Here is a 21,250-nt window from a genome sequence, read left to right as displayed (position 1 = left end):
ATGACCCGGGAGCTGATCGCGGTCGACTCCGCTCCGGAGCGGGTGCTGATCGCCCTGCGCGCCGCCCTCGACGGCAGCGGCCCGGCGATCCGCGTCGCCGCGCCCGGAGCGTCCGGAGTCGTCGCCGCGGTGGTCCCGCAGCGCGTGGCCGTCGTGGTCGAGACCTCCGGCTCCTCCGGTCCGCCCAAGCGCGTCGCTCTCGCGACCGGGGCGCTGCTGACCAGCGCCGCCGCCACCCTCACCGAGCTCGGCGGACCGGGCCGCTGGCTGCTGTGCCTCCCCACGCACTACATCGCCGGCGTGCAGGTGCTCGTGCGCTCGATCACCGCCGACGCCGATCCCGTCGTGTTGCCGGAGGGGCACTTCGATCCGCTCGCGTTCCTGGCGCTCGCGCGCACGATGCCCGCGGGGGAGAGGCGATACTCCTCCCTCGTGCCGGTGCAGCTCGCGCGGCTGCTCGACGCAGCGGAGGCGGATCCGGCCGAGGCCGCGACTCTCCGCTCCTTCGACGCGCTGCTGATCGGCGGACAGGCGGCGCCGCGACCCCTGCGCGAGCGTGCCGCCGCGCTGGGCGTGCAGGTCCGCCTGACCTACGGATCGAGCGAGACCGCGGGCGGCTGCGTCTACGACGGGTCGCCGCTGCGCGACGTGCGCGTCCGGATCGACGACGGCCAGGTGCTGCTCGGCGGCCCGACCCTCGCCGAGGGCTACCTCGACGCCGACGGCGGATTGGACGTCGACCGCACCGCCTCCGCCTTCAGCAGCGTCGCGGGGGAGCGCTGGTACCGGACGGGCGACGCGGGCGAGCTGGTCGACGGTCGACTCCGCGTCACCGGCCGTCTCGACCGCGTGATCGTCTCGGGCGGCGAGAAGGTCTCGCTCGACGCGGTCGAGAAGGTGCTGCGCGACGGCCCCGTCCCCGACGCGGTCGTCGTGCGCCGGGCCGACGCCGAGTGGGGCGAGGTGCCGGTCGTCGTGACCGCCGCGGCTCCCGTCCCCGTGCTCGCCGAGGTCAGGGCGGTCGTGCAGGAGGCTCTCGGCCGGGTCGCTCGGCCCGTCGCGGTCGTGCGCGTGGAGGCCGTGCCGCTGCTCGCCTCCGGCAAGCCGGACCGCCGTGCGCTGGAGGGCCTCGCCGCGACCGCGGACTGAGGCGTCTCGGTAGGATTCCCTCCGTGTCGAGTACGAGTCGCAAGAAGAAGCCGCAGGCGAAGCCCCGGAGCGGCCGTCCGGGCGGCAACCCGCAGAAGGTCCAGGTGGCGCCGGCCGGCGCGCGCGAGTGGATCGCCGGAGCGCGCCTGCGCACCCTGCCGCTCGCGATCGCTCCCGTGCTCATCGGCACCGGAGCCACGCAGGTCACCGACGAGGGCTGGCACTGGGTGCGCGCCCTGCTCTGCCTCGCCGTCTCGCTCGCCCTGCAGATCGGCGTGAACTACGCGAACGACTACTCGGACGGCGTGCGCGGCACCGATGCGAACCGCGTCGGCCCCTCGCGCCTCACCGGCTCCGGAGCCGCGAAGCCGAAGCACGTGCTGACGGTCGCGCTCGTCTTCTTCGGCCTCGCCGCCCTCGCGGGCCTCGTGCTGACCGTGCTCTCGGGCCACTGGTGGTTCCTGCTCGTCGGCGCCGCCGCGATCGCCGCCGGCTGGTTCTACACCGGCGGACGCCGTCCCTACGGCTATCTCGGACTCGGCGACGTCTTCGTCTTCGTCTTCTTCGGCCTCGTCGCCACCGTCGGCACGACCTTCGTGCAGATCGGCCGCACCAACCAGGAGTCGTGGCTCGGCGCGGTCGCCGCGGGCCTCTTCGCCTGCGCGGTCCTGATGGTCAACAACATCCGCGACATCCCCACCGACCGCGCCTCGGGCAAGCGCACGCTCGCCGTGATCGTCGGACCGACCGTGGCCCGCGCGCTCTACAGCGCGTTCGTGCTGGTGCCGTTCGGCATCTCGGTGATCCTGGCGCTGTTCTACCCGCTCGCGTGGCTCACACTGTTCGTGCTGCTCGCGATCCTGCCGGCGATCCTCATCACCCTGACGGCGCGCACGGCGAAGGAGCTGATCCTGGCGCTGCAGCTGACGAGCCTGGGCGGGCTCGCCTACGCGGCGATCCTCGCGGCGGCGCTCGCGTTCTGAGGCGCTGCGCCGGCGTTCCTCGCTTCTAGCGCTCCTCGCGCGAGCGGTCGACGGCGGCGTCCTCGATGTCGTCGTCGGTCGGAGCGCGCGGCACGTCCTTGCGACGCTCGTAGATCGCCTGCGCGATGGTCTCGCGGGGCTTGCGCAGCACGATGTACGACAGCGACATGCTCGCGACGGCGGCGATCACTCCCGCCGTCACCGCGGCGGTGAGATCGGAGTCGAGGAACGTGCGCGCCGGCAGGTACACCAGCACGAAGACACCGGCGAACATCGCCAGACGCAGGAGCGAGTAGACGACGACGGCGCGGCTGAGTTTCACCGGGACAGTGTACGTCGGGCCCCTGCGCGAGGACCGCTGCACACCCGTCCGTGAGCACCCCGGGAGGCTCCTGTCCAGCCTCCGAGCGCCCGGTCGGCGAACAGCGTGCGGACGTAGACTGAATTCCGTGATCCGCCTCTTCATCGGCCTGCTCGTGGCCCTCGCCGTCTTCACGGTCTACACCGTGATCGACGTCGCGATGAGCAACCGGCACGCGGTGCGCGCGATCCCGAAGTGGTCCTGGATCCTGGTCGTCCTCCTGCTGCCGCTGATCGGCGCGGGCCTGTGGTTCTGGATCGGGCGACCGCGCAAGGACCGCTCGGCGGGCCGGCGCTTCACGGCTCCCGACGACGACCCCGACTTCCTCGGCACGATCCGCCAGGAGCGCGATCCCGAGAAGGAGCGCGAGCAGGCCGAGCGCATCGCCCAGCTCGAGCGCGACCTGGCCGACCTCGACGACCCCGACAAGTCCGACGGCCCCGGCCGACGGGATGCCTGAGCACCCCCCGGTCGCGCCCTCCACCCGTTCCGCGGTCGACCTCCTCACCCGCTTCGTCGCGCTCGGCGTCCGCGACGTCGTCGTCGCTCCCGGATCGCGGTCGCAGGCCCTGGCACTCGTCGCCGCCGAGCTCGAGACCCGCGGAGCGATCCGCCTGCACGTGCGCGTCGACGAGCGCTCGGCCGGATTCCTCGCCCTCGGGCTCGCGCTCGAGACGGGGCTGCCCGCGCTGGTGATGACCACCTCCGGGACCGCGACCGCGAACCTGCACCCCGCCGTGCTCGAGGCGGACGCCTCGGACGTGCCGCTGATCGTGCTCACCGCCGACCGCCCGGACGAGCTGCGCGGCATCCGCTCGAACCAGACGACGGAGCAGCGCGAGCTGTACGGCCGCGCCGTGCGGCTGTTCGAGGACGTCGCCGCGCCCGGGCCCTCGTCGCTGCCGGAGGAGACCGCGGCGCTCGCCGACCGCGCCTTCTCGGCGGCGCTGCATCCGGGCGGGCCGGTGCACCTGAATCTCGCGTTCCGCGATCCGCTGTCCTCGCGCCTGCCGGAGTTCGAGATCCCGCCGGCGGCCGAGCCGCTCGCCGCAGGGCCCTCGGAGGAGGTCGAGCGGGTCGCCGCCGGTCCCGACGAGCCGCTGACGGTCGTCATCGCCGGAGACAAGGCGGGCGACGTCGCGGAGGCCGTCGCGCGCGCGGGCGACTGGCCGCTGCTCGCCGAGGTCTCCTCCGGCGCCCGTTTCGGACCGCAGCTCGTCGTCGCCTGGCGCCGGCTGCTGGGTGAGGCCGACTTCGGCGGACGCGTCCGCCGCGCGATCGTGTTCGGCCACCCGACGCTCTCGCGCGAGGTGCCGGAGCTCCTGCGCCGGGACGACGTCGAGGTGATCGTCGTCGACCGCGGCCGCCCGCAGTTCTACAACCCGGGCCGCCGTGCGCGCCGGGTCGCCGGGATCGAGGTGCAGCGCCCCTCCGACTCGCCGCGCCCCGACCGCGCCGAGCGCGCCTGGGCCGGGTCGTGGGTGTTCCGCAGCCGCGCGCTCGTCGTCGACCCCGACGCCCTGCCCGAGGTCGCCGACGGCGGCACGATGTCGCTGGAGGACCGCCGCGGCTTCGCCCGCAACGCCCTCGCCGCCGTGCGCGCGCCGCTGACCCGCGAATTCGTGGTGTCAGCGGTCTGGCGCGTGACCTGGCCGCACGACCGCCTGCTCTTCGGGGCTTCGCGCCTCATCCGCGTGGCCGACGGGTCGCTGCCGGGGAAGAAGATCACCGTGCACTCCAACCGCGGCCTCGCGGGGATCGACGGGACCGTCTCGACCGCGCTCGGCATCGCCGTGGCCTCGCAGGCGGGCGAGCGGGGGGCCGCCGGAGTGACGCGTGTCGTCCTCGGCGATCTCACGCTGCTGCACGAGGCGGGCGGGCTGATGCTCGCCCCCGGCGAGCGGAGGCCGCGCGTGCAGCTCGTCGTGGTGAACGACGGGGGAGGCACGATCTTCGACGGCCTGGAGGTCGCGTCGAGCTCTGCCCCGGACGCGTTCGACCGGGTGCAGTTCACTCCGCAGTCCGTGGATCTGGAGTCGCTGGCGCGGGCATACGGATGGGCGTACTCGCGGGTCTCGACGCGCGGTGAGCTGGAGCAGGCGCTGACGGCGCCGGGCGACGGGCCGGGGATCGTGGAGATCCCGCTGGGGCGCTGAGAGCACGGTCGATCGGGACGATGGCGTCGCTCCTCCCCAAGGGGACGGTACGACGTTCTTCCACTGATCCGTGACCGGGCGGAACGGGTTGCGGCGGACCCGGCTTGACTCGGCGCATGGCAGGAACAGGGGCAGCGGAGGCGGCGCTGCGGGAGGTTCGGGCGCACGGCGACCGCGCGGCCGAGCTGGCGCTCAGTGCCGCGCCGGTCCTGCTCGCGGCCGCCGAAGCGCTGCACGCGGGCTACGTGGCGGCTCTCGCCTGCCCGGAATGGTTCGCACGCGGGCGGAGCGAGTCGCCCGGCCTGGTGGAGCGATCCATCCGAGCCGAGTTCGCCGTGGTGCTGCAGGTGTCCGAGCGGGTCGCCTCGCGCGAGATCGAGCACGCTCGGCTGCTGGTCGAGGAGCTCCCGCGGACGCGCGCCTCTCTCGGCGCGGCTCGGATGCGATGGGAAGCGGGCAGGATCGTCTGCTCGGTCGCGGCCACCCTCCCGCCCCGATCCCGCGCCGAGTTCGACGCCCGCGCGGCAGAGCTCGCCGTCGCGATGACCCCGACGCAGCTGAGGCGCGCGCTCGCGCAGCTGCGAGAGGAGTTGCACGAGCAGCCGCTCGCCGAGCGGCACGCACGCGCTCGAGCGGACAGGTCGGTGTGGATCACGTCCGACGATGACGGGATGGCGACGCTCTGCGCCCGCCTACCGGCGCCGATCGCGGTCGGCGCCCTGACACGCCTCGACAGGATCGCCCGCGAGCTCCGCTGCGACGAGGACCTGCGCACTCTCGCGCAGCTGCGAGCCGATGCGCTCGGCGACCTGCTGTGCCACGGCGAGGTGGCCGGTACGGTTCCGTCCGACGAGCTCTCCACGACCTTCGCGCCCGGCATCCGCGCCGAGGTGAGGCTGATGATGTCGGACGCCACCGCTTCCGGATCCGACGACGCCGCGGTCGATCTGGACGGCTACGGGCTCGTCCCCGCCGACGCCGCCCGCGATCTCGTCGGAGCGGACGCGACATTTACCCCGGTTCGGACCGACCCGAGGACGGGCGTGATCGTCTCGGTCGGGCGAGCGCACCGCACGCCGCCTCCGCCGATGCGCCTGCTCGTCCGACTGCGGGACCGGACCTGTCGATTCCCGGGCTGCACCCGGTCGGCGACCGCCGCGGAAGCCGATCACACCATCGAGTGGCGGAACGGCGGCGAGACGACACCCTCGAACCTCGCCTCGCTCTGCGTCGCGCACCACCACGTCCGACACGGGGACCGCTGGACGTACGTCCTGCATTCCGACGGGGTCGCGGACTGGACGACGCCGACAGGCCGTCGCATCACGACGCGGCCGTCGGCGACAGCTGCGGCACTTGTTCCACGACTCGGATCGGACCATCCGCCGTCACCACTCCGCGAGGAGTGACCGCTGCGCGTGCCGGGTCGAGGAGGCCCGGTGACGCTCAGCTCAGAGCGTCCTGCACCGGACGGAACTTGATCCGCGTCTCCGCGAGTTCGGCGTCGGGGTCGCTGTCGGCGACGATGCCGGCGCCGGCCCAGGCTGTGACCGCGCCGTCCGGAGCGATCTGGGCGCTGCGGAGGCCCACGGCCCACTCCCCGTCGCCGCGACCGTCGATCCAGCCCACGGGGCCGGCGTAGCGGCCGCGGTCGAACGGCTCGAGCGCGTCGATCAGCTCGAGCGCGGTGCCGGTGGGCGTGCCGGCGACGGCGGCCGTCGGGTGCAGGGCGTCGACCAGGTCGAGCGCGGTGGAGGCGTCGCCGAGCGTGCCGCGCACGTCGGTGGCCAGGTGCCACAGGTTCGGCAGCTTCAACGTGAACGGCTCGCCGCTCGTGCTGAGCGACGAGGTGTGCGGCCGCAGCTCCCTGAGCAGGCTCGCGATCGCGAAGGCGTGCTCGGAGCGGTCCTTCGTGCTCTCGAGGAGCGCCTGCGCGATCGCCGCGTCGGCCGCCGCATCCGTTCCGCGCGCACTCGTACCGGCGAGGACCCGCGCAGTGATCGCTCCGTGATCGACCCCGACGAGGGTCTCCGGGCTCGCGCCGACGAAGCCGTCGACGGCGAAGGTCCAGCAGTCGGGGTAGGTGCTCGCGAACTCCACCAGGATCCGCCGCAGGTCGGCCCCGCGGGGCAGGCGCCCGCGGAGGTCCCGGGCGAGCACGACCTTCTCGAGCGCCCCCGCGCGGATGCTGCCGACCGCCGAGGCCACCGCCGAGCGGTAGCCGTCGGGAGTCATCGCGCCCGGCAGGAGCGGGACGCGGTACTCGTCCCCGAACGGCCGCGCGGCAGTCGGCTCCGAGCCGGTAGCGCCCTCCGAGGAGATCCTCGTGACCCAGGAGCGCCCCCCGCGGGACCCGACGACCGTCCGCGGCACGATCAGCACGCTGGTGGCCGACGATCGGCCCGAGAAAGCGAACGCCCCGAAGGCGACGAGCCCCGTCCCCGGCAGTCCGATCGGGTCGTCCACCTCGGCGGAGGCGGACAGCACCTTCCACGCGTCGGCCGCCTCGCGCAGGCGGTCCGGCCCGGAGAACTCGAGACGCAGCGCCTCACCGAGTCCTACCAGCCCGGCACCGTTGCGCTGCCAGAGGAGGGGACGCCGCGGGTCCGCGAGAGAGGGGAGCGCTGCGGGGGAGTCCAGCGGGGTCGTTCCCACGTGAAGAGGGGGAGCCCCGGCGCCGATGAGCGTCACGTCCCCAGGGTACGCCCGCGGCTGGACGGGGCCGCTCGGAGCGGGAGGGTGTGCAGACAGCGCGAGGAGCGCCAGAGGAGCGGACGTCCCACGCCCCGCCCTCGCCCGCCGGATCCGCGCCGGTACTGTGATCCGCGCCGGAGCCGCCCGCTAGGCGGAGCTGGGCGGTTCCGGTGTCCCGCACGTCCTCCCGGAACGCTCCGGCGGGGGCGGATGCACAGCCGCCGCCCCGCCGCCCGCTCTAGACTCGTTGATCGTGACTAAGGCAGACCTCACCAAGCGCCCCGACGAGGTCGCCGCCATGTTCGACACGGTGGCACCGGCCTACGACCTGACCAACACGGTCCTCTCGGCGGGCAACGACCACCTGTGGCGCATCGCCACGACCCGAGCCGTGAATCCGGCGCCGGGCGAGCGGATCCTGGACGTCGCGGCGGGCACGGGCACCTCCTCCGCCTCGCTCGCCCGCTCGGGCGCGCACGTCGTCGCGGCCGACTTCTCGCCGGGGATGATCGCGGTCGGCCGCACCCGTCAGGCGGGCGACGACCGGATCGAGTTCGTGCAGGCCGACGCCATGGACCTGCCCTTCGAGGACGAGTCGTTCGACGCCGTCACGATCTCGTTCGGCCTGCGCAACGTCGCCGAGCCGCGCACGGCGCTCGCCGAGTTCTTCCGCGTCGTGAAGCCGGGCGGCCGCGTCGTGATCTGCGAGTTCTCGACTCCGCCGCAGAAGCTCCTCGCCGCCGCCTACGACCTCTACCTCGCGAAAATCATGCCCGCGATCGTCGGACTCGCGTCCTCGAACGACCCGGCCTACGACTACCTCGGAGACTCCATCCGTGCGTGGCCCGAGCAGAAGGTCGTGGCGTCCTGGCTCCGCGCCGCCGGCTTCGAGCGGGTCGCCTACAAGGACCTCACCTTCGGCATCGTCGCGCTGCACCGCGGGATCAAGCCGATCGTCGCCACCTCATGACACCCGGGGGCCTCGAAGGCCGAGACGTTAGGGTTTCAGTGTGAACGCCACTGCGCCCGTCGCCCGCCGCAGCCCGTCCCTGACGGCGCAGCTCGGCCTCTCCGAGCGCATCTTCTCGACCGCATCCGACCGCTCGCTCGCGCGTGCGATCGACGAGGGGCTCGAGCAGGTCGAGACGGGGCTGGTCCACCAGCTGTCCTTCGCCGACCAGGTCGCCGACGTGTCGACGCGCTACCTCCTCGAGGCCGGGGGCAAGCGCGTGCGCCCCATGCTCACGCTCCTCGCCGCGCAGCTGGGCCGCGGCAACACCCCGCAGGTGCTGCTGGGCGCCCAGGCCATCGAGATCACGCATCTCGCGTCGCTGTACCACGACGACGTCATGGACGAGGCGGAGAAGCGCCGCGGCGTCCCCTCCGCCCAGACCGTGTGGGGCAACAACGTCGCGATCCTCACCGGCGATCTGCTCTTCGCCCGCGCCAACCAGCTCATGATCGAGCTCGGCGATCGCGCGATCCGCCTCCAGGCCGACACGTTCGAGCGCCTCGTCCTCGGTCAGCTGCACGAGACCGTCGGGCCGACCGAGGGGGAGGACCCGGTCGAGCACTACCTCTCGGTGCTCGCCGACAAGACCGGCTCGCTGATCGCTGCGGCCGGGCGCACCGGAGTCGTCTTCGCCGAGGGTCCCGCCGAGTACGAGGAGGCGATGCGCGTCTTCGGCGAGAAGATCGGCGTCGCGTTCCAGATCGTCGACGACGTGATCGACCTGTCCCCGCAGCCCGAGGAGACCGGCAAGAACCCGGGCACCGACATCCGCGCCGGCGTCTCGACCCTGCCGATCCTCCGCCTGCGCGAGCGCGCCGCCTCCGACCGCGGTGCCGCCGAGCTCCTCGCCCGGATCGAGAGCTACGTCAGCCGCTCGAACGACGAGATCGCGCACACCGACGAGCAGCACGCGGACATCTCCGACGCCATCGCGCAGCTGCGCGACCACGATGTGACGGCGCAGACCCTCGCCGAGGCCCACCGCTGGGCCGACGAGGCCGTCGCCGCTCTCGCCCCGCTGCCCGACGGCTCCGTCCGCAAGGCGCTCACGCGCTTCGCGGACACGGTCGTCGACCGCAACGGCTGAACCCGATCGTCGCGGCGCTCCCTGCGCCGCAGGAAATGAGACCGGACGTGCGCCACGGCGCCCCGGCAGGAGGAACGCAATGACCAAGCTCAGGCTGGCCATCGTCGGTGCGGGGCCCGCGGGCATCTACGCCGCCGACCTCATGATCAAGGCCGAGAAGAAGTACGACGTCTCGATCGACCTGTTCGAGCAGCTGCCGGCTCCCTACGGTCTCGTCCGCTACGGAGTCGCGCCCGATCACCCGCGCATCAAGGGCATCATCACGGCCCTGCGCGAGGTCCTCGACCGCGGCGACATCCGCATCTTCGGCAACGTGCACTTCGGCTCCGACCTCACCCTCGAGGACCTCAAGCGCCACTACCACGCGGTGATCTTCTCGACGGGAGCGATCCGCGACGCCCCGCTCGACGTCCCCGGCGTCGACCTCGAGGGCTCGTACGGAGCGGCCGACTTCGTCAGCTGGTTCGACGGCCACCCCGACGTGCCGCGCACCTGGCCGCTCGAGGCCTCCTCCGTCGCGGTGATCGGCAACGGCAACGTGGCGCTCGACGTCTCGCGGATGCTCGCGAAGCATGCCGACGACCTGCTGCCCACCGAGGTCCCGCCGAACGTCTACGAGGGTCTGAAGGCCTCTCCCGTCACCGACGTGCACGTCTTCGGCCGCCGCGGACCCGCGCAGGTCAAGTTCACTCCGCTCGAGCTGCGCGAGCTCGGCGAGCTGCGCGACGTCGACATGATCGTCCACGACGAGGACTTCGTGCTCGACCCCGCCTCGCAGGCCGCGATCGAGACCAACAAGCAGGTCATGGTCATCAACCGTGTCCTGAACCAGTGGCGCACCCGCGAGACCGGCAGCGCCTCCCGTCGCCTCCACCTGCACTTCTGGGCGAAGCCGCTCGAGTTCGTCGACGACGGGCAGGGCCGCGTCGCCGCGATCCGCTACGAGCGCACGGAGCCCGACGGCGAGGGCGGCGTGCGCGGCACCGGCGAGATCCGCGAGGTCGCGGTGCAGGCCGTCTACCGCGCGGTCGGCTACTTCGGCTCCCCGCTCGACGGCCTGCCGTTCGACGAGATGCGCGGAGTGATCCCGAACCGCGAGGGCCAGGTTCTGGACGACGAGGACCAGCAGGTCCACGGCGTCTACGCGACCGGCTGGATCAAGCGCGGCCCGGTCGGCCTGATCGGTCACACCAAGTCCGACGCGATGGAGACCGTGGGCCACGTGCTGCGCGACCAGGCGTCGTGGTGGACCCCCGCGCACCCCGAGGAGTCGGCCATCGTCGGGCTGCTCGACGAGCGCGGCATCGCGTACACCGACCTCGAGGGCTGGCACCGCCTCGACGAGCACGAGCAGGCGCTCGGGGCTCCGGAGGGACGCGCCCGCGTCAAGGTCGTCCCCCGCGAGGACATGATCGCCATCTCGCGCGCCGAGCTCGTCTCGGACTGAGCCCGTCGCGGGCCGATCCGCCCGCGTCGACGAGGACCCTCCGGTGCATGCCGGGGGTCCTCGTGCATGTCGGAGGGCTCCCGTACACTGCGGGCAGCCACGAGGGCGGGACGGACGGGGACATGATGACGAGCACGACGCAGCCGGGGCCCCACGACGTGATCCGGGTGCGGGGCGCCCGGCAGAACAACCTGCGCGGCGTCGACGTCGACATCCCCAAGCGCCGCATCACGGTCTTCACGGGCGTCTCCGGCTCGGGCAAGTCCTCGCTCGTCTTCGGCACGATCGCCGCGGAGTCGCAGCGGCTGATCAACGAGACGTACTCCGCCTTCCTGCAGCAGTTCATGGGCTCGCCCGCCAGGCCCGACGTCGAGTCGCTCGACGGGCTCTCGGCCACGATCGTGGTCGACCAAGAGCGGATGGGGGCAAACGGCCGCTCCACGGTCGGCACCGCGACCGACGCCTACACGATGCTGCGGATCCTCTTCAGCCGGATCGGCGACCCGCACGTCGGCACGAGCGGCGCGTTCTCGTTCAACCTGCCCGAGGGCATGTGCCCGCGCTGCGAGGGCACGGGCCGCGCCTCCGACATCGACCTCGACGCCCTCTTCGACCGCTCGAAGTCCCTCGAGGGCGGCGCGCTCGATGCGATCCCCAACTTCGTCGTCGGCGGCTGGTACTGGAAGGGGCTCGCCGAATCCGGCCTGTACCCGGCCGACGTCCCGATCGCCGAGTTCACTCCGGAGCAGCTCGACGCGTTCCTCTATCGCCCCGCCACCAAGATGGCGATCGCGGGCATGAACATGACCTACGAGGGCCTCGTGGTCAAGGTCACCCGGCTCTACCTCGCGAAGGAGTCGCCGCAGGCGCACATCCGCGCGTTCGCCGAGCGGGTGGCCACCTTCGCCGCCTGCCCCGAGTGCGGGGGAGCGCGGCTCACCGGAGCCGCCCTCTCCTCCCGCATCGGCGGCCGGAACATCGCCGAGTGCTCGTCGATGCAGGCGACCGACCTGGCCGAGTGGCTGCGCGGGGTCGACGACCCCTCGGTCGCCCCGATCGTCGAGACCCTGCTCGGCACGCTCGACTCGCTCGTCCAGGTCGGGCTCGGGTACCTCTCGCTCGACCGCGAGTCGGGCACCCTCTCGGGAGGTGAGGCGCAGCGCGTCAAGATGGTCCGGCACCTGGGGTCGAGCCTCACCGACATCACCTACGTCTTCGACGAGCCGACCGCGGGCCTGCACCCGCATGACGTCTCGCGCATGATCGAGCTGCTCCGGCGCCTCCGCGACAAGGGCAACACCGTTCTGGTCGTCGAGCACAAGCCCGAGATCATCCTGATCGCCGACCACGTGGTCGATCTCGGGCCGCGGGCCGGCGCGCACGGCGGCGAGATCCGCTACGAGGGCTCCGTCGAGGGGCTGCGCGCCTCCGACACCCTCACCGGCGAGCACCTCGACCACCGCGTCCCGCTCAAGGAGTCGGTGCGCCGCCCGACGGCGTTCGCCGAGATCCGCGGTGCCGCGACCCACAACCTGCGCGGCGTCGATGTCGACGTGCCGCTCGGGGTACTCACTGTCGTGACCGGAGTCGCGGGCTCGGGCAAGTCGTCCCTCCTGCACGGCAGTCTGGCGAAGCGCCCCGGAGTGGTCGTGGCCGACCAGTCGCCGATCCGCGGCTCCCGCAGGAGCAACCCGGCCACCTACACCGGCGTGCTCGACGCCATCCGCACCGCGTTCGCGAAGGAGAACGGCGTGAAGCCCGCGCTGTTCAGCGCCAACTCCGCCGGAGCCTGTCCCGTCTGCAAGGGGGCCGGCCTGATCTTCACCGAGCTGGGCCCGGCCGCCACGGTCTCGTCGGTCTGCGAGGAGTGCGAGGGCAAGCGGTTCACCGCGGAGGTGCTCGAGTACCGTCTCCGCGGCCTGAACATCCACGAGGTGCTGTCGCTGCCGATCGTCGAGGCGGCCGAGTTCTTCGGCTCCGGTCCGGCGCACACGATCCTCGCTCGACTGGTCGACGTCGGCCTGGGCTACCTCACGCTCGGCCAGCCGCTCAACACCCTCTCGGGCGGCGAGCGGCAGCGGCTGAAGCTCGCGATCAACATGGCGTCGAAGGGCGCGGTCTACCTCCTCGACGAGCCGACCACAGGGCTCCACCTCGCCGACGTCGACAATCTGCTGGGACTGCTCGACCGGCTGGTCGACTCCGGGAGCTCGGTGATCGTGATCGAGCACCACCAGGCGGTGATGGCCCACGCCGACTGGATCATCGACGTCGGCCCGGGCGCCGGCCACGAGGGCGGCTCGATCGTCTTCGAGGGTCCGCCGAGCGCCCTCGTCGCCGACGGGTCGACCCTGACCGCCCGCGCCCTGAAGGCGTACGCGTCCTGAGCGGCGAGTGGCGGCCGGACGTCCTCGGCGCCGGCTTCGAGCAGCGGACGCTCCCGCTGGGGGAGGACGACGAGGGAGAGGTCGTCGCCACGCTCGTCCGCCATCGTCCGGTCGCGCCGCGCTGGCGGGGGCCGGCGTCCGGCATCGACGTGCTCTACGTCCACGGCTGGAGCGACTACTTCTTCCAGACGGGGCTGGCCGAGTTCTGGCACGGGCTCGGGGCCCGCTTCTTCGCGCTCGATCTGCGCAAGTACGGCCGCAGCCTGCGCCCGCACCAGACCCCCGGGTTCGCCTCCGATCTCGCCGTCTACGACGAGGACATCGCGGCAGCGCGGTCGGTGATGGGGGAGCACGGTCACCGCGGCCGGCGACTCGTGCTGATGGGCCACTCGACCGGCGGCCTCACCCTCAGCCTCTGGGCCGCGCGGCACCCCGAGGAGCTCACCGCACTCGTGCTCAACAGCCCCTGGCTCGAGTTCCAGGCGCGGGCGGTCGGGAGGCAGATGCTCGCGCCGTGGATGATGCTGCGCGCCCGCGTCGCTCCGCACGGCACGCTGCCGGTTATCGACCAGGGCTTCTACTCGCGCACGGTGTCGGCGACGCTCGAGGGCGAGTGGGAGTACGACCCGGCCTGGCGTCCGGAGCGCGGCTTCCCCGTCAGCCCGGCCTGGTTGACGGCCGTGCTCGCGGGGCACCGCCGCGTCGAGCGGGGCCTGAACCTGCGGATGCCGGTGCTCACCCTGCTCTCCTCCCGCAGCGTGCTGCTGCCGTGGTGGAGCGACGAGATGCGCTCGGCCGACGTGGCGCTCGACGTGCGCTCGATCGGCGAGCGGGCCGCCACGCTCGGAACGACGATCACGATCGCCCGGATCGAGGGCGCGGTGCACGACGTCGTGCTGTCGGCCCCGCGCATCCGAGCCCGGGCGTACGCCGAGATCGAGCGGTGGGCGCGAGGCTACCTCCCGGCCGACCGCCCGATCAGCGGGCGAACGGGCCGCGCAGCGCCGCCCACTGGAGCAGCATGATCGTCTTCGCGTCGACGATCTGCACGCCGATCTGCGTCAGGGCCTCGTCGAACGACAGCTCGACGACCTCGGTGTCCTCGCCCTCGTCGGCGAGGCCCGCGAAGGCGCCCTCGCGGGAGCCTGCGCGGTAGCGCCCCGCGTAGAAGTGCAGCATCTCGGTGATCGAGCCGGGGCTCATGTAGGAGTCGAAGACGTGCTCGAGGCGGCCGACCTCGAGTCCGGTCTCCTCCGACGCCTCGCGGCGCGCGCCCTCCTCGGGCCCGTCCTCGTCGAGCAGCCCGGCGGGCACCTCGAGCAGCATGCCGTCGAGGTTGCCGTTGACGTAGGTGGGGTAGCGGAACTGCCGCACGAGCACGACCGTCCGCGCCTCGAGGTCGTAGAGCAGCACGGCCGCCCCGTTGCCGCGGTCGTACGTCTCGCGGTGCTCGGTGGTCACCCGGCCGTCGCGGTGGCGGTACTCGAACTCGGTCGTGCGCAGCACGTACCAGTGGCTCGAGAGCAGGGTGACCCGCTTCACCACCACGTCCGGGTTGCCGGTGAGGTCGTAGCCCTCCTGGTCGAGGCCGGTGCGGCCCCGACGGTCGGGCTCGTCGATGCCGACGCTCATGCGCGTGCTCCTGTGCTCAGCACGCCTCAGCGGAAGTTGACGAACTGGAGGTCGAGATCGAGGTCGGCGCCTCGGAGCAGCGACATCGTCGCCTGCAGGTCGTCGCGGCTCTTGGACGAGACGCGCAGCTCGTCGCCCTGGATCTGCGACTTCACCGACTTGGGGGCCTCGTCGCGGATCAGCTTGTTGATCTTCTTCGCGTGCTCCTGGTCGATGCCGTCCTTCAGGGTGGCCTCGATCCGGTACTCCTTGCCCGAGGCGAAGGGCTCGCCGGCGTCGAGGCTCTTGAGGCTGATGCCGCGCTTGATCAGCTTCGACTGGAAGACGTCGAGGATCGCGTTCGCGCGCTCCTCCGTGTTGGCCTTGATCAGGATCTTCTCGCCGCTCCACGCGATCGAGGCGCCGACGTTCTTGAAGTCGTAGCGCTGCTCGACCTCCTTGTGGGCCTGGTTCAGGGCGTTGTCCGCCTCCATCTTGTCGACCTTGCTGACGACGTCGAACGTTGAATCTGCCATGGCTCCGAGTTTAGCTTCCGGGCGTCGCGGACTCCCGGGCGGTGCGGGGCGTCCGCGGAGGCTGTCCTGGTACCACTGGAGGATGCGCCGTCTCCCCGCCCTGCTCCTGCTGCCGCTCGTCGGCGCGCTGCTCGCGGGCTGCAGCGCCGCCACCACGTCGACGATCGAGTACGAGGGGGGAGTGGTGACGGTCCCGCCCGCGGCACCGGCTCCCGCGGCACTCGATCCCGCTCTGCTCGAGGACTCGGACGCGACGGCCGCGACTCCCGTGCGCTTCCTGACCAGCCCGGAGTGGCTGTCCGGCACCGCCGAGGGGAGCGGGATCCCGGAGCGGGCGCTGACCGCGTATGCGGGAGCCGCGCTCCTCACCTCCTCCGTCGATCCGGACTGCAGCCTCGACTGGGCGACGCTCGCCGGCATCGGCTACGTCGAGAGCCGGCACGGCACCATCTTCGGCAGCGCGCTCGGCGAGGACGGCCGTGCTGCGGAGCCGATCTACGGCCCGCGCCTGGACGGCACCGAGTTCGACCGGGTCGAGGACAACGACGGAGGGGCGCTGGACGGCGACCCGGAGGTGGACCGCGCGATGGGTCCGCTCCAGATCATCCCGGCCACGTGGATGCGGTGGGCCTCCAGCGGCTGGGATCCGCAGAACGTCGACCAGCAGGCGGTGACCGCGGCGCGCTACCTCTGCGAGGCCGGCGGGGACCTGTCGACGGAGTCGGGCTGGCGCGCGGCGATCGCGGCCTACAACCCGGCGACGAGCTACGCGGGCAAGGTGGCCGAGGCGGCGTCCCGCTACGCCGCGGCGGCGGAGTGAGGCGCCGATTTCCGATCGTCGGGCCCCGCGGGTATATTTGTCCAGCGCCTTCGGTCGAGAGCACGATTCCCGGTCGGGTGCGCCTCGGCGAGTTACCCTAGCGGCCAAAGGGATCTGACTGTAAATCAGACGGCGTAGCCTTCGGGGGTTCGAATCCCTCACTCGCCACACACTCCGCGGAACGCCCCGGCACCCTCAGGTGCACGGGGCGTTCTGCTGTCCGGCTCCTAGGCTGGAGCCATGAGCGCCCACGCCTCCCTCCTCGCCATCGCCCGCTCGATCGCCGTCGAGGCGGCGCACCTCGCCCGACAGCGGCGGGAGGACGGCGTCGAGATCGCGGCGTCCAAGTCGTCGCCCGAGGACGTGGTCACGGCCGCCGACCGCGAGGTCGAGCAGCTGATCCGACGACGTCTCGAGGAGGCGCGTCCCGACGACGGCTTCCTGGGGGAGGAGTCGGGCGGCGGAGGCGGGACCAGCGGGCTGACCTGGGTCGTCGATCCGATCGACGGCACCGTCAACTACCTCTACGGCATCCCGTCCTACGCGGTCAGCATCGCGGTCGTCGAGGGCGAGCCGGATCCGCGGACGTGGACGGCGCTCGCCGGCGCCGTGGTCAACGGGTCGACCGGGGAGGTGTACGCGGCCTCCCAGGGCGGCGGCGCCTCGCGGGACGGAGCCGTGCTGCGCGCCGTCGCGCCCGCCTCGCTCTCTCTGGCGCTGGTCGGGACGGGCTTCGGCTACGACTCCGCGCGGAGGATGCGCCAGGGCGCGGTGGTGCAGGAGCTGCTGGGGTCCGTGCGCGACATCCGCCGGATCGGTTCGGCGGCGCTGGATCTGTGCGCCGTCGCGTCGGGTCAGCTGAACGCCTACTTCGAGCGGGGGCTGAACCCGTGGGATCAGGCGGCGGGCGTGCTGATCGCCCAGGAGGCGGGCGTGCGCGTCGAGGGCTTCGACGGCCGTCCGGCGAGTTCCGACCTGCTGATCGCGGCGCCGGACCCGTTGTTCGGCGAGCTCGAGCCTCTGCTCCGCCGCTTGCGCGCCGACGAGGTGTGAGCGCTCTCCGAGACCGGTCGGAGTGCGGAGTCGATGCATGCGTGTGAATGGGCACGCAACGGAGCAGTGGTCGCAGCGGCGTCCGACGCTCGGATCGTGCCTCTGCATCGACCGCTCTGGTCGGATTCCGTAGTCCGTGGGTATCCTTTATGAATTCGTGACATTCGCACAGGATGCCCTCGCGAAGACCCGAGACGCCGTCCGGCCCCTGACGGAGTGCGCCTCGTCCGCCTGTCCCCGACGGAAGATCCCGATTTCGTGAGCCCCGATTCGCCCTCCCCCGCTGCGTCCGCATCGACCCCCGGCGAATCGACCCCACCGCTCTCCCGACGCGCGCTGCGCGAGCGCGAGCGGGCTCAGGCCCTCGCGGCCGAGGTGGCCGCCGAGACCGACACCGCCGCTCCGGTCGCCACCGACCTGCTCGACGCCGAGCGCCGGGTCGCCCGGGCGCGTGCCGCTGCGACCCGCGCCCCCGCTCCTGTGCCGGCTCCCCGGGTGACCCCCTCCGACCCGCGCCGCGCACCCGCGTCGGCGGGCTCGTCGCCCTGTCCTTCGTCGCCGCCATCGTCGCCGCGACCTCGCTGCCGGCGACCTCCCTCCTCACCGCCGAGGACGTCCAGGCGCAGAACCTGACCGGTGTGCTCGCTCCGGGCGTCGACCTGCGCGAGGGCTCGCAGTCCTTCGTCGCCGGGGCCGTCGGCGCCGAGACCGTCGCGCGCGACGGCTTCGGGGTCCAGGAGCGCAAGACGCAGACCGACGTCGCGGCCATCGTCCGCACCTCCGACGCCGGCTTCACGAACGACCAGAACGCCTCGATCCAGTGGCCCTTCGCCGTCGGAGTGCCGGTGGGCGACCGCTTCGGCTACCGCAACTGCGCGGGCTGCTCGGTGAACCACGGCGGCACGGACTTCAACCCCGGCAACGGCTCGCCGATCCAGGCGATCGCCGACGGAGTCGTGCGCACCGTGATCGACGGCGAGGGCTCGCTGGGCGTGCACGTGATCGTCGACCACGAGATCGACGGCGAGCTGATCTCGAGCGTCTACGCCCACATGCAGCACGGCACCGCCGCGGTGAAGGAGGGCGACCCGGTGAAGGTCGGCCAGCTCCTCGGACTCGTCGGCAGCACGGGCATGTCGACCGGACCGCACCTGCACTTCGAGATCCGGATCGACGGGGTCACGAAGGTCGACTCGTACCTCTGGCTGAAGGCCAACGCCGGACGCTGACCGCCGGTGGAGCCGGGCCCGGCCGCTGGGCCGGTACCGTGACCGGACGCGAGTGCGATGTGCAGGTATTCGTACGATCTGCAGGCCTTCGCAGCGTGAGAGCGCGCTCAGCCGCGAAGACTCCTCCGCTCGACCGCGGAAGCCCTGCACATCGCACCGACGCCTGCAGATCGCACGGACGCCTGCAGATCGCACGGACGCCCGCAGAGCGTGCAGGCGCCGGACCTGCCCGAGCCGTCAGCTCGTGCGCAGCCAGACCGTCGTGTCGCCCGGCAGCGCCGGCTCGTGCAGCTCCACGGAGGAGAGCACGACCGTGCCGACCGGCAGCTCCACGGGCTCGGAGCCGGTGTTCGCGACGACCGTGACGCCTCCGTTCCGGAACGCCACGACCTCCTCCGGGTACCCGTCGAGCCACTCGATCGACCCCTCGCCCAGCCGCGACGCGCGGCGCTCGGCGAGCAGCGCCCGGTAGAGCTCGAGGGTCGACCCCTCGACTCCGCGCTGCGCGTCGCGGGCGAAGGGCGCCCAGTCGCGGGGCTGCGGCAGCCAGGAGTCGCCCGACGTGTTGAAGCCGTAGGCGGGAGCCCCGGCCTCCCAGGGCAGGGGGACGCGGCAGCCGTCGCGGCCGTAGCGCTCGCCCTTCGTGCGGAACCAGGTCGGATCCTGCCGCGACTCGTCCGGCAGATCGATCGCCTCCGGCAGGCCGAGCTCCTCGCCCTGGTACACGTAGGCGGAGCCGGGCAGCGCGAGCATCAGCGCCGTGGCGGCGCGGGCGCGGCGCAGACCCAGCACCGGGTCGGGGAGTCCGGCGGACTTCGGGCCGATGCCGTAGCCCTGCGGGTTGTCGGCGGTGAGGGCGAGGCGGCTCGCGTGGCGCACGACGTCGTGGTTCGAGAGCACCCAGGTCGACGGGGCGCCCACCGCGGCGAACGCCGTGAGCGAGGAGTCGATGATGTCGCGCAGGGTGGGACCGGCCCACGGCGTCTCGAGGTAGGCGAAGTTGAACGCCTGGTGCATCTCGTCGGGCCGGACCCAGCGGGCGAGCTTCGGCAGAGGCTGCACCCACGCCTCGGCGCAGAGCACGCGGTCGGCCGGGTACTCGGCGAGCAGCGCGTGCCAGTCGCGGTAGATCTCGTGCACGCCGTCCTGGGCCCAGTAGGGGGCCGTCTCGGGGTCGGGGTCGTCGGCCGGCGCCACTCCGCCCATGGAGCCGCTGTCGGCGGGCGGCGTGTAGTCGGGCAGGCCGTCGGCCTTGATCATGCCGTGCGCCACATCGACCCTGAAGCCGTCGACTCCGCGGTCGAGCCAGAAGCGCAGCACCTCGCGGAAGCGCTCGCGCACCCACTCGTTCGTCCAGTCGAAGTCGGGCTGCGACGTGTCGAAGAGGTGCAGGTACCACTGGCCGGCCGCGCCGTCGGGCTCGGTGATCCGCGTCCACGCCGGGCCGCCGAAGACGGACTCCCAGTTGTTCGGCGGCAGTTCGCCGGTCTCGCCCCGGCCGTCGCGGAACAGGTAGCGCGCGCGCTCGGCGCTGCCCGCGGGCGCCGCCAGCGCCTCCTGGAACCAGCGGTGCGCGCTGGACGAGTGGTTGGGCACGAGGTCGACGATGATGCGGATGCCCAGCGCGTGCGCGCGGGCGAGCATCGCGTCGAAGTCGGCGAGGGTGCCGAAGAGCGGATCGACGTCGCAGTAGTCGGCGACGTCGTAGCCCGCATCGTTCTGCGGGGAGGTCATGAAGGGCGAGAGCCAGATGGCGTCGACGCCCAGCTCGGCCAGGCTGTCGAGGCGGCCGGTGATGCCGGGGAGGTCGCCGATGCCGTCGCCGTCCGCGTCCGCGAAGGACCGCGGGTAGATCTGGTAGATGACGGCGGAGCGCCACCACTCGGAGCCCGGAGTGCTCGGCGAGTCGGCGGGGAACACGACCGGCTCGTTCGCGGGCGCGCCGGAAACAGGGGATTCGAGGGGCATGCGGCCAGGATAGAGCACCCCTCGCGGGCAGGTGGTGCACGACGTCGTAGGGTCGACGGGTGACCGACGAGACTCCCGACGAGGCCAGAGCCCGCCGCCGCCGCGCCCTGCTCTGGGTGGTGCCGCTGCTGGTGCTCCTGCTCGGCGGCCTGCTCGCCGCGACCCTCGCGATCGGCGGCTTCGCGGCACGCTCGATGATGGGCGCTGCGGGAGCACCGGCCGCCGGAGCGGCGCTCCTGCGCTGAACGCCTCGGCGCCTGCTCGAGGCCCCGCTCCGGGCTCGAGCCGTCGTAGACCCGGCCTACGCCGTCGCCGCCGGCCCGTCCTCGTCCTCGGGCTGCGGCGCGCGCGAGGTCCGCGCCGCCTCCTCCGACGTGTGACCCGACTCCGGCCCCGTGGTCGTGCGCGCCTGCTCATCGGCCCGCGACACGGCCTCGGCGAGCTCGTCGGCCACGAGGTACCCGGTCGAGACCGCCTCGGCGCGGTACGCGGCGCGGCCGACCATGTGCGCCGAGACCGGCACGGTCAGCAGCTGGAACCCGATCACCAGGATGATCGTGCCGGCGGCGGCGAACCCGGGGTTCCGGATCGCGACGGCCAGCATCACGCAGATCAGGCCGAGCACCTGCGGCTTGGTCCCCGCGTGCATCCGCGAGAGCAGGTCGTCGAAGCGCATCAGCCCGATCGCCGCGACCAGCGAGAGCAGCCCGCCGGCGAGGAGCAGCACGGCGGTGAGGACGTCGAGCACGAGGTCCAT

Annotated in this window: 20 protein-coding genes and 1 tRNA gene; 15 read left to right on the top strand and 6 right to left on the bottom strand. The window is 72.6% G+C overall.

The features are described 5' to 3' along the window. Positions 1-1,149, top strand: coding sequence for an AMP-binding protein (locus C1I63_RS01055; RefSeq protein ID WP_107573432.1), 1,149 nt, complete (start codon positions 1-3; stop codon positions 1,147-1,149). A gap of 23 nt (positions 1,150-1,172) precedes the next feature. After that, positions 1,173-2,132 carry a 1,4-dihydroxy-2-naphthoate polyprenyltransferase gene (locus tag C1I63_RS01050; RefSeq protein WP_056868074.1) on the top strand — a complete coding sequence of 320 codons (960 nt, stop codon included), beginning with the start codon at positions 1,173-1,175 and terminating at the stop codon, positions 2,130-2,132. A 25-nt stretch (positions 2,133-2,157) separates the two neighbouring features. Here the strand turns inward: C1I63_RS01050 and C1I63_RS01045 are convergent, their stop codons facing one another. After that, positions 2,158-2,454, bottom strand: coding sequence for a DUF4229 domain-containing protein (locus tag C1I63_RS01045; protein ID WP_055790499.1), 297 nt, complete (start codon positions 2,452-2,454; stop codon positions 2,158-2,160). 127 nt (positions 2,455-2,581) lie between these two features. Here C1I63_RS01045 and C1I63_RS01040 point away from each other — a divergent pair, with 127 nt between their 5' ends. The 3 genes from C1I63_RS01040 (at position 2,582) to C1I63_RS01030 (ending at position 6,058) form a co-directional block, all read left to right on the top strand. After that, positions 2,582-2,953 carry a PLDc N-terminal domain-containing protein gene (locus C1I63_RS01040; RefSeq protein ID WP_107573431.1) on the top strand — a complete coding sequence of 124 codons (372 nt, stop codon included), beginning with the start codon at positions 2,582-2,584 and terminating at the stop codon, positions 2,951-2,953. Further along, positions 2,946-4,649 (top strand): 2-succinyl-5-enolpyruvyl-6-hydroxy-3-cyclohexene-1-carboxylic-acid synthase, encoded by a 1,704-nt coding sequence (menD, locus tag C1I63_RS01035; protein WP_107573430.1) that lies wholly within the window; start codon positions 2,946-2,948, stop codon positions 4,647-4,649. The genes C1I63_RS01040 and menD overlap by 8 nt, the downstream gene beginning before the upstream one ends. A gap of 116 nt (positions 4,650-4,765) precedes the next feature. Continuing rightward, complete coding sequence (locus C1I63_RS01030; protein WP_107573429.1) at positions 4,766-6,058, top strand: HNH endonuclease signature motif containing protein; 1,293 nt, start codon at positions 4,766-4,768, stop codon at positions 6,056-6,058. A gap of 37 nt (positions 6,059-6,095) precedes the next feature. Here the strand turns inward: C1I63_RS01030 and C1I63_RS01025 are convergent, their stop codons facing one another. Continuing rightward, positions 6,096-7,340 (bottom strand): isochorismate synthase, encoded by a 1,245-nt coding sequence (locus C1I63_RS01025; protein ID WP_425326968.1) that lies wholly within the window; start codon positions 7,338-7,340, stop codon positions 6,096-6,098. Between the two features lie 256 nt (positions 7,341-7,596). Here C1I63_RS01025 and ubiE point away from each other — a divergent pair, with 256 nt between their 5' ends. The 5 genes from ubiE (at position 7,597) to C1I63_RS01000 (ending at position 14,301) form a co-directional block, all read left to right on the top strand. Further along, the gene (gene ubiE / locus C1I63_RS01020; RefSeq protein WP_211315540.1) at positions 7,597-8,313 is read left to right on the top strand and encodes a bifunctional demethylmenaquinone methyltransferase/2-methoxy-6-polyprenyl-1,4-benzoquinol methylase UbiE; all 717 of its coding nucleotides are present in this window, start codon (positions 7,597-7,599) and stop codon (positions 8,311-8,313) included. Positions 8,314-8,353: 40 nt separating this feature from the next. Continuing rightward, on the top strand, positions 8,354-9,442 hold the full coding sequence (locus tag C1I63_RS01015; protein WP_055790515.1) for a polyprenyl synthetase family protein: 1,089 nt from the start codon (positions 8,354-8,356) through the stop codon (positions 9,440-9,442). A 79-nt stretch (positions 9,443-9,521) separates the two neighbouring features. Further along, positions 9,522-10,889: an FAD-dependent oxidoreductase gene (locus tag C1I63_RS01010; RefSeq protein WP_107573427.1), complete on the top strand. Its 1,368-nt coding sequence runs from the start codon at positions 9,522-9,524 to the stop codon at positions 10,887-10,889. A 125-nt stretch (positions 10,890-11,014) separates the two neighbouring features. Then, positions 11,015-13,276, top strand: a complete 2,262-nt coding sequence (locus C1I63_RS01005; protein ID WP_170116414.1) for an ATP-binding cassette domain-containing protein — start codon at positions 11,015-11,017, stop codon at positions 13,274-13,276. Positions 13,277-13,425: 149 nt separating this feature from the next. After that, complete coding sequence (locus C1I63_RS01000; RefSeq protein ID WP_244906941.1) at positions 13,426-14,301, top strand: alpha/beta hydrolase; 876 nt, start codon at positions 13,426-13,428, stop codon at positions 14,299-14,301. Here C1I63_RS01000 and C1I63_RS00995 read toward each other — a convergent pair. Further along, complete coding sequence (locus tag C1I63_RS00995) at positions 14,255-14,908, bottom strand: NUDIX domain-containing protein (RefSeq protein WP_107573426.1); 654 nt, start codon at positions 14,906-14,908, stop codon at positions 14,255-14,257. The two genes, C1I63_RS01000 and C1I63_RS00995, sit on opposite strands and share 47 nt — an antisense overlap. Before the next feature lie 26 nt (positions 14,909-14,934). Then, a complete protein-coding gene (locus tag C1I63_RS00990; protein ID WP_055790527.1) occupies positions 14,935-15,423 on the bottom strand; it encodes a YajQ family cyclic di-GMP-binding protein in 489 nt (162 codons plus the stop codon). 82 nt (positions 15,424-15,505) lie between these two features. Between C1I63_RS00990 and C1I63_RS00985 the strand changes: the two genes are divergently transcribed. From C1I63_RS00985 to C1I63_RS20240, 4 genes are all read left to right on the top strand, one after another. Continuing rightward, a complete protein-coding gene (locus C1I63_RS00985) occupies positions 15,506-16,243 on the top strand; it encodes a lysozyme family protein (RefSeq protein ID WP_107573425.1) in 738 nt (245 codons plus the stop codon). Positions 16,244-16,329: 86 nt separating this feature from the next. Further along, positions 16,330-16,411 (top strand) — tRNA-Tyr (locus C1I63_RS00980). A 72-nt stretch (positions 16,412-16,483) separates the two neighbouring features. After that, a complete protein-coding gene (locus C1I63_RS00975; RefSeq protein ID WP_107573424.1) occupies positions 16,484-17,296 on the top strand; it encodes an inositol monophosphatase family protein in 813 nt (270 codons plus the stop codon). Between the two features lie 638 nt (positions 17,297-17,934). After that, positions 17,935-18,525 (top strand): M23 family metallopeptidase, encoded by a 591-nt coding sequence (locus C1I63_RS20240; RefSeq protein ID WP_170116283.1) that lies wholly within the window; start codon positions 17,935-17,937, stop codon positions 18,523-18,525. A 237-nt stretch (positions 18,526-18,762) separates the two neighbouring features. On the opposite strand, the gene C1I63_RS00965 is transcribed toward C1I63_RS20240, so the two are convergent. After that, the gene (locus tag C1I63_RS00965; RefSeq protein WP_107573422.1) at positions 18,763-20,493 is read right to left on the bottom strand and encodes a glycoside hydrolase family 13 protein; all 1,731 of its coding nucleotides are present in this window, start codon (positions 20,491-20,493) and stop codon (positions 18,763-18,765) included. 59 nt (positions 20,494-20,552) lie between these two features. Between C1I63_RS00965 and C1I63_RS00960 the strand changes: the two genes are divergently transcribed. Then, positions 20,553-20,738 carry a hypothetical protein gene (locus C1I63_RS00960; protein ID WP_107573421.1) on the top strand — a complete coding sequence of 62 codons (186 nt, stop codon included), beginning with the start codon at positions 20,553-20,555 and terminating at the stop codon, positions 20,736-20,738. 56 nt (positions 20,739-20,794) lie between these two features. Here the strand turns inward: C1I63_RS00960 and mnhG are convergent, their stop codons facing one another. Then, entirely contained in the window at positions 20,795-21,250 is a 456-nt protein-coding gene (gene mnhG / locus C1I63_RS00955) for a monovalent cation/H(+) antiporter subunit G (protein ID WP_082481217.1), read from the bottom strand.

Origin of the sequence: Rathayibacter caricis DSM 15933 (assembly GCF_003044275.1) — a bacterium.
Taxonomy (GTDB): Bacteria; Actinomycetota; Actinomycetes; order Actinomycetales; family Microbacteriaceae; genus Rathayibacter; species Rathayibacter caricis.
This window is presented reverse-complemented; position numbering and strand designations above follow the sequence as displayed.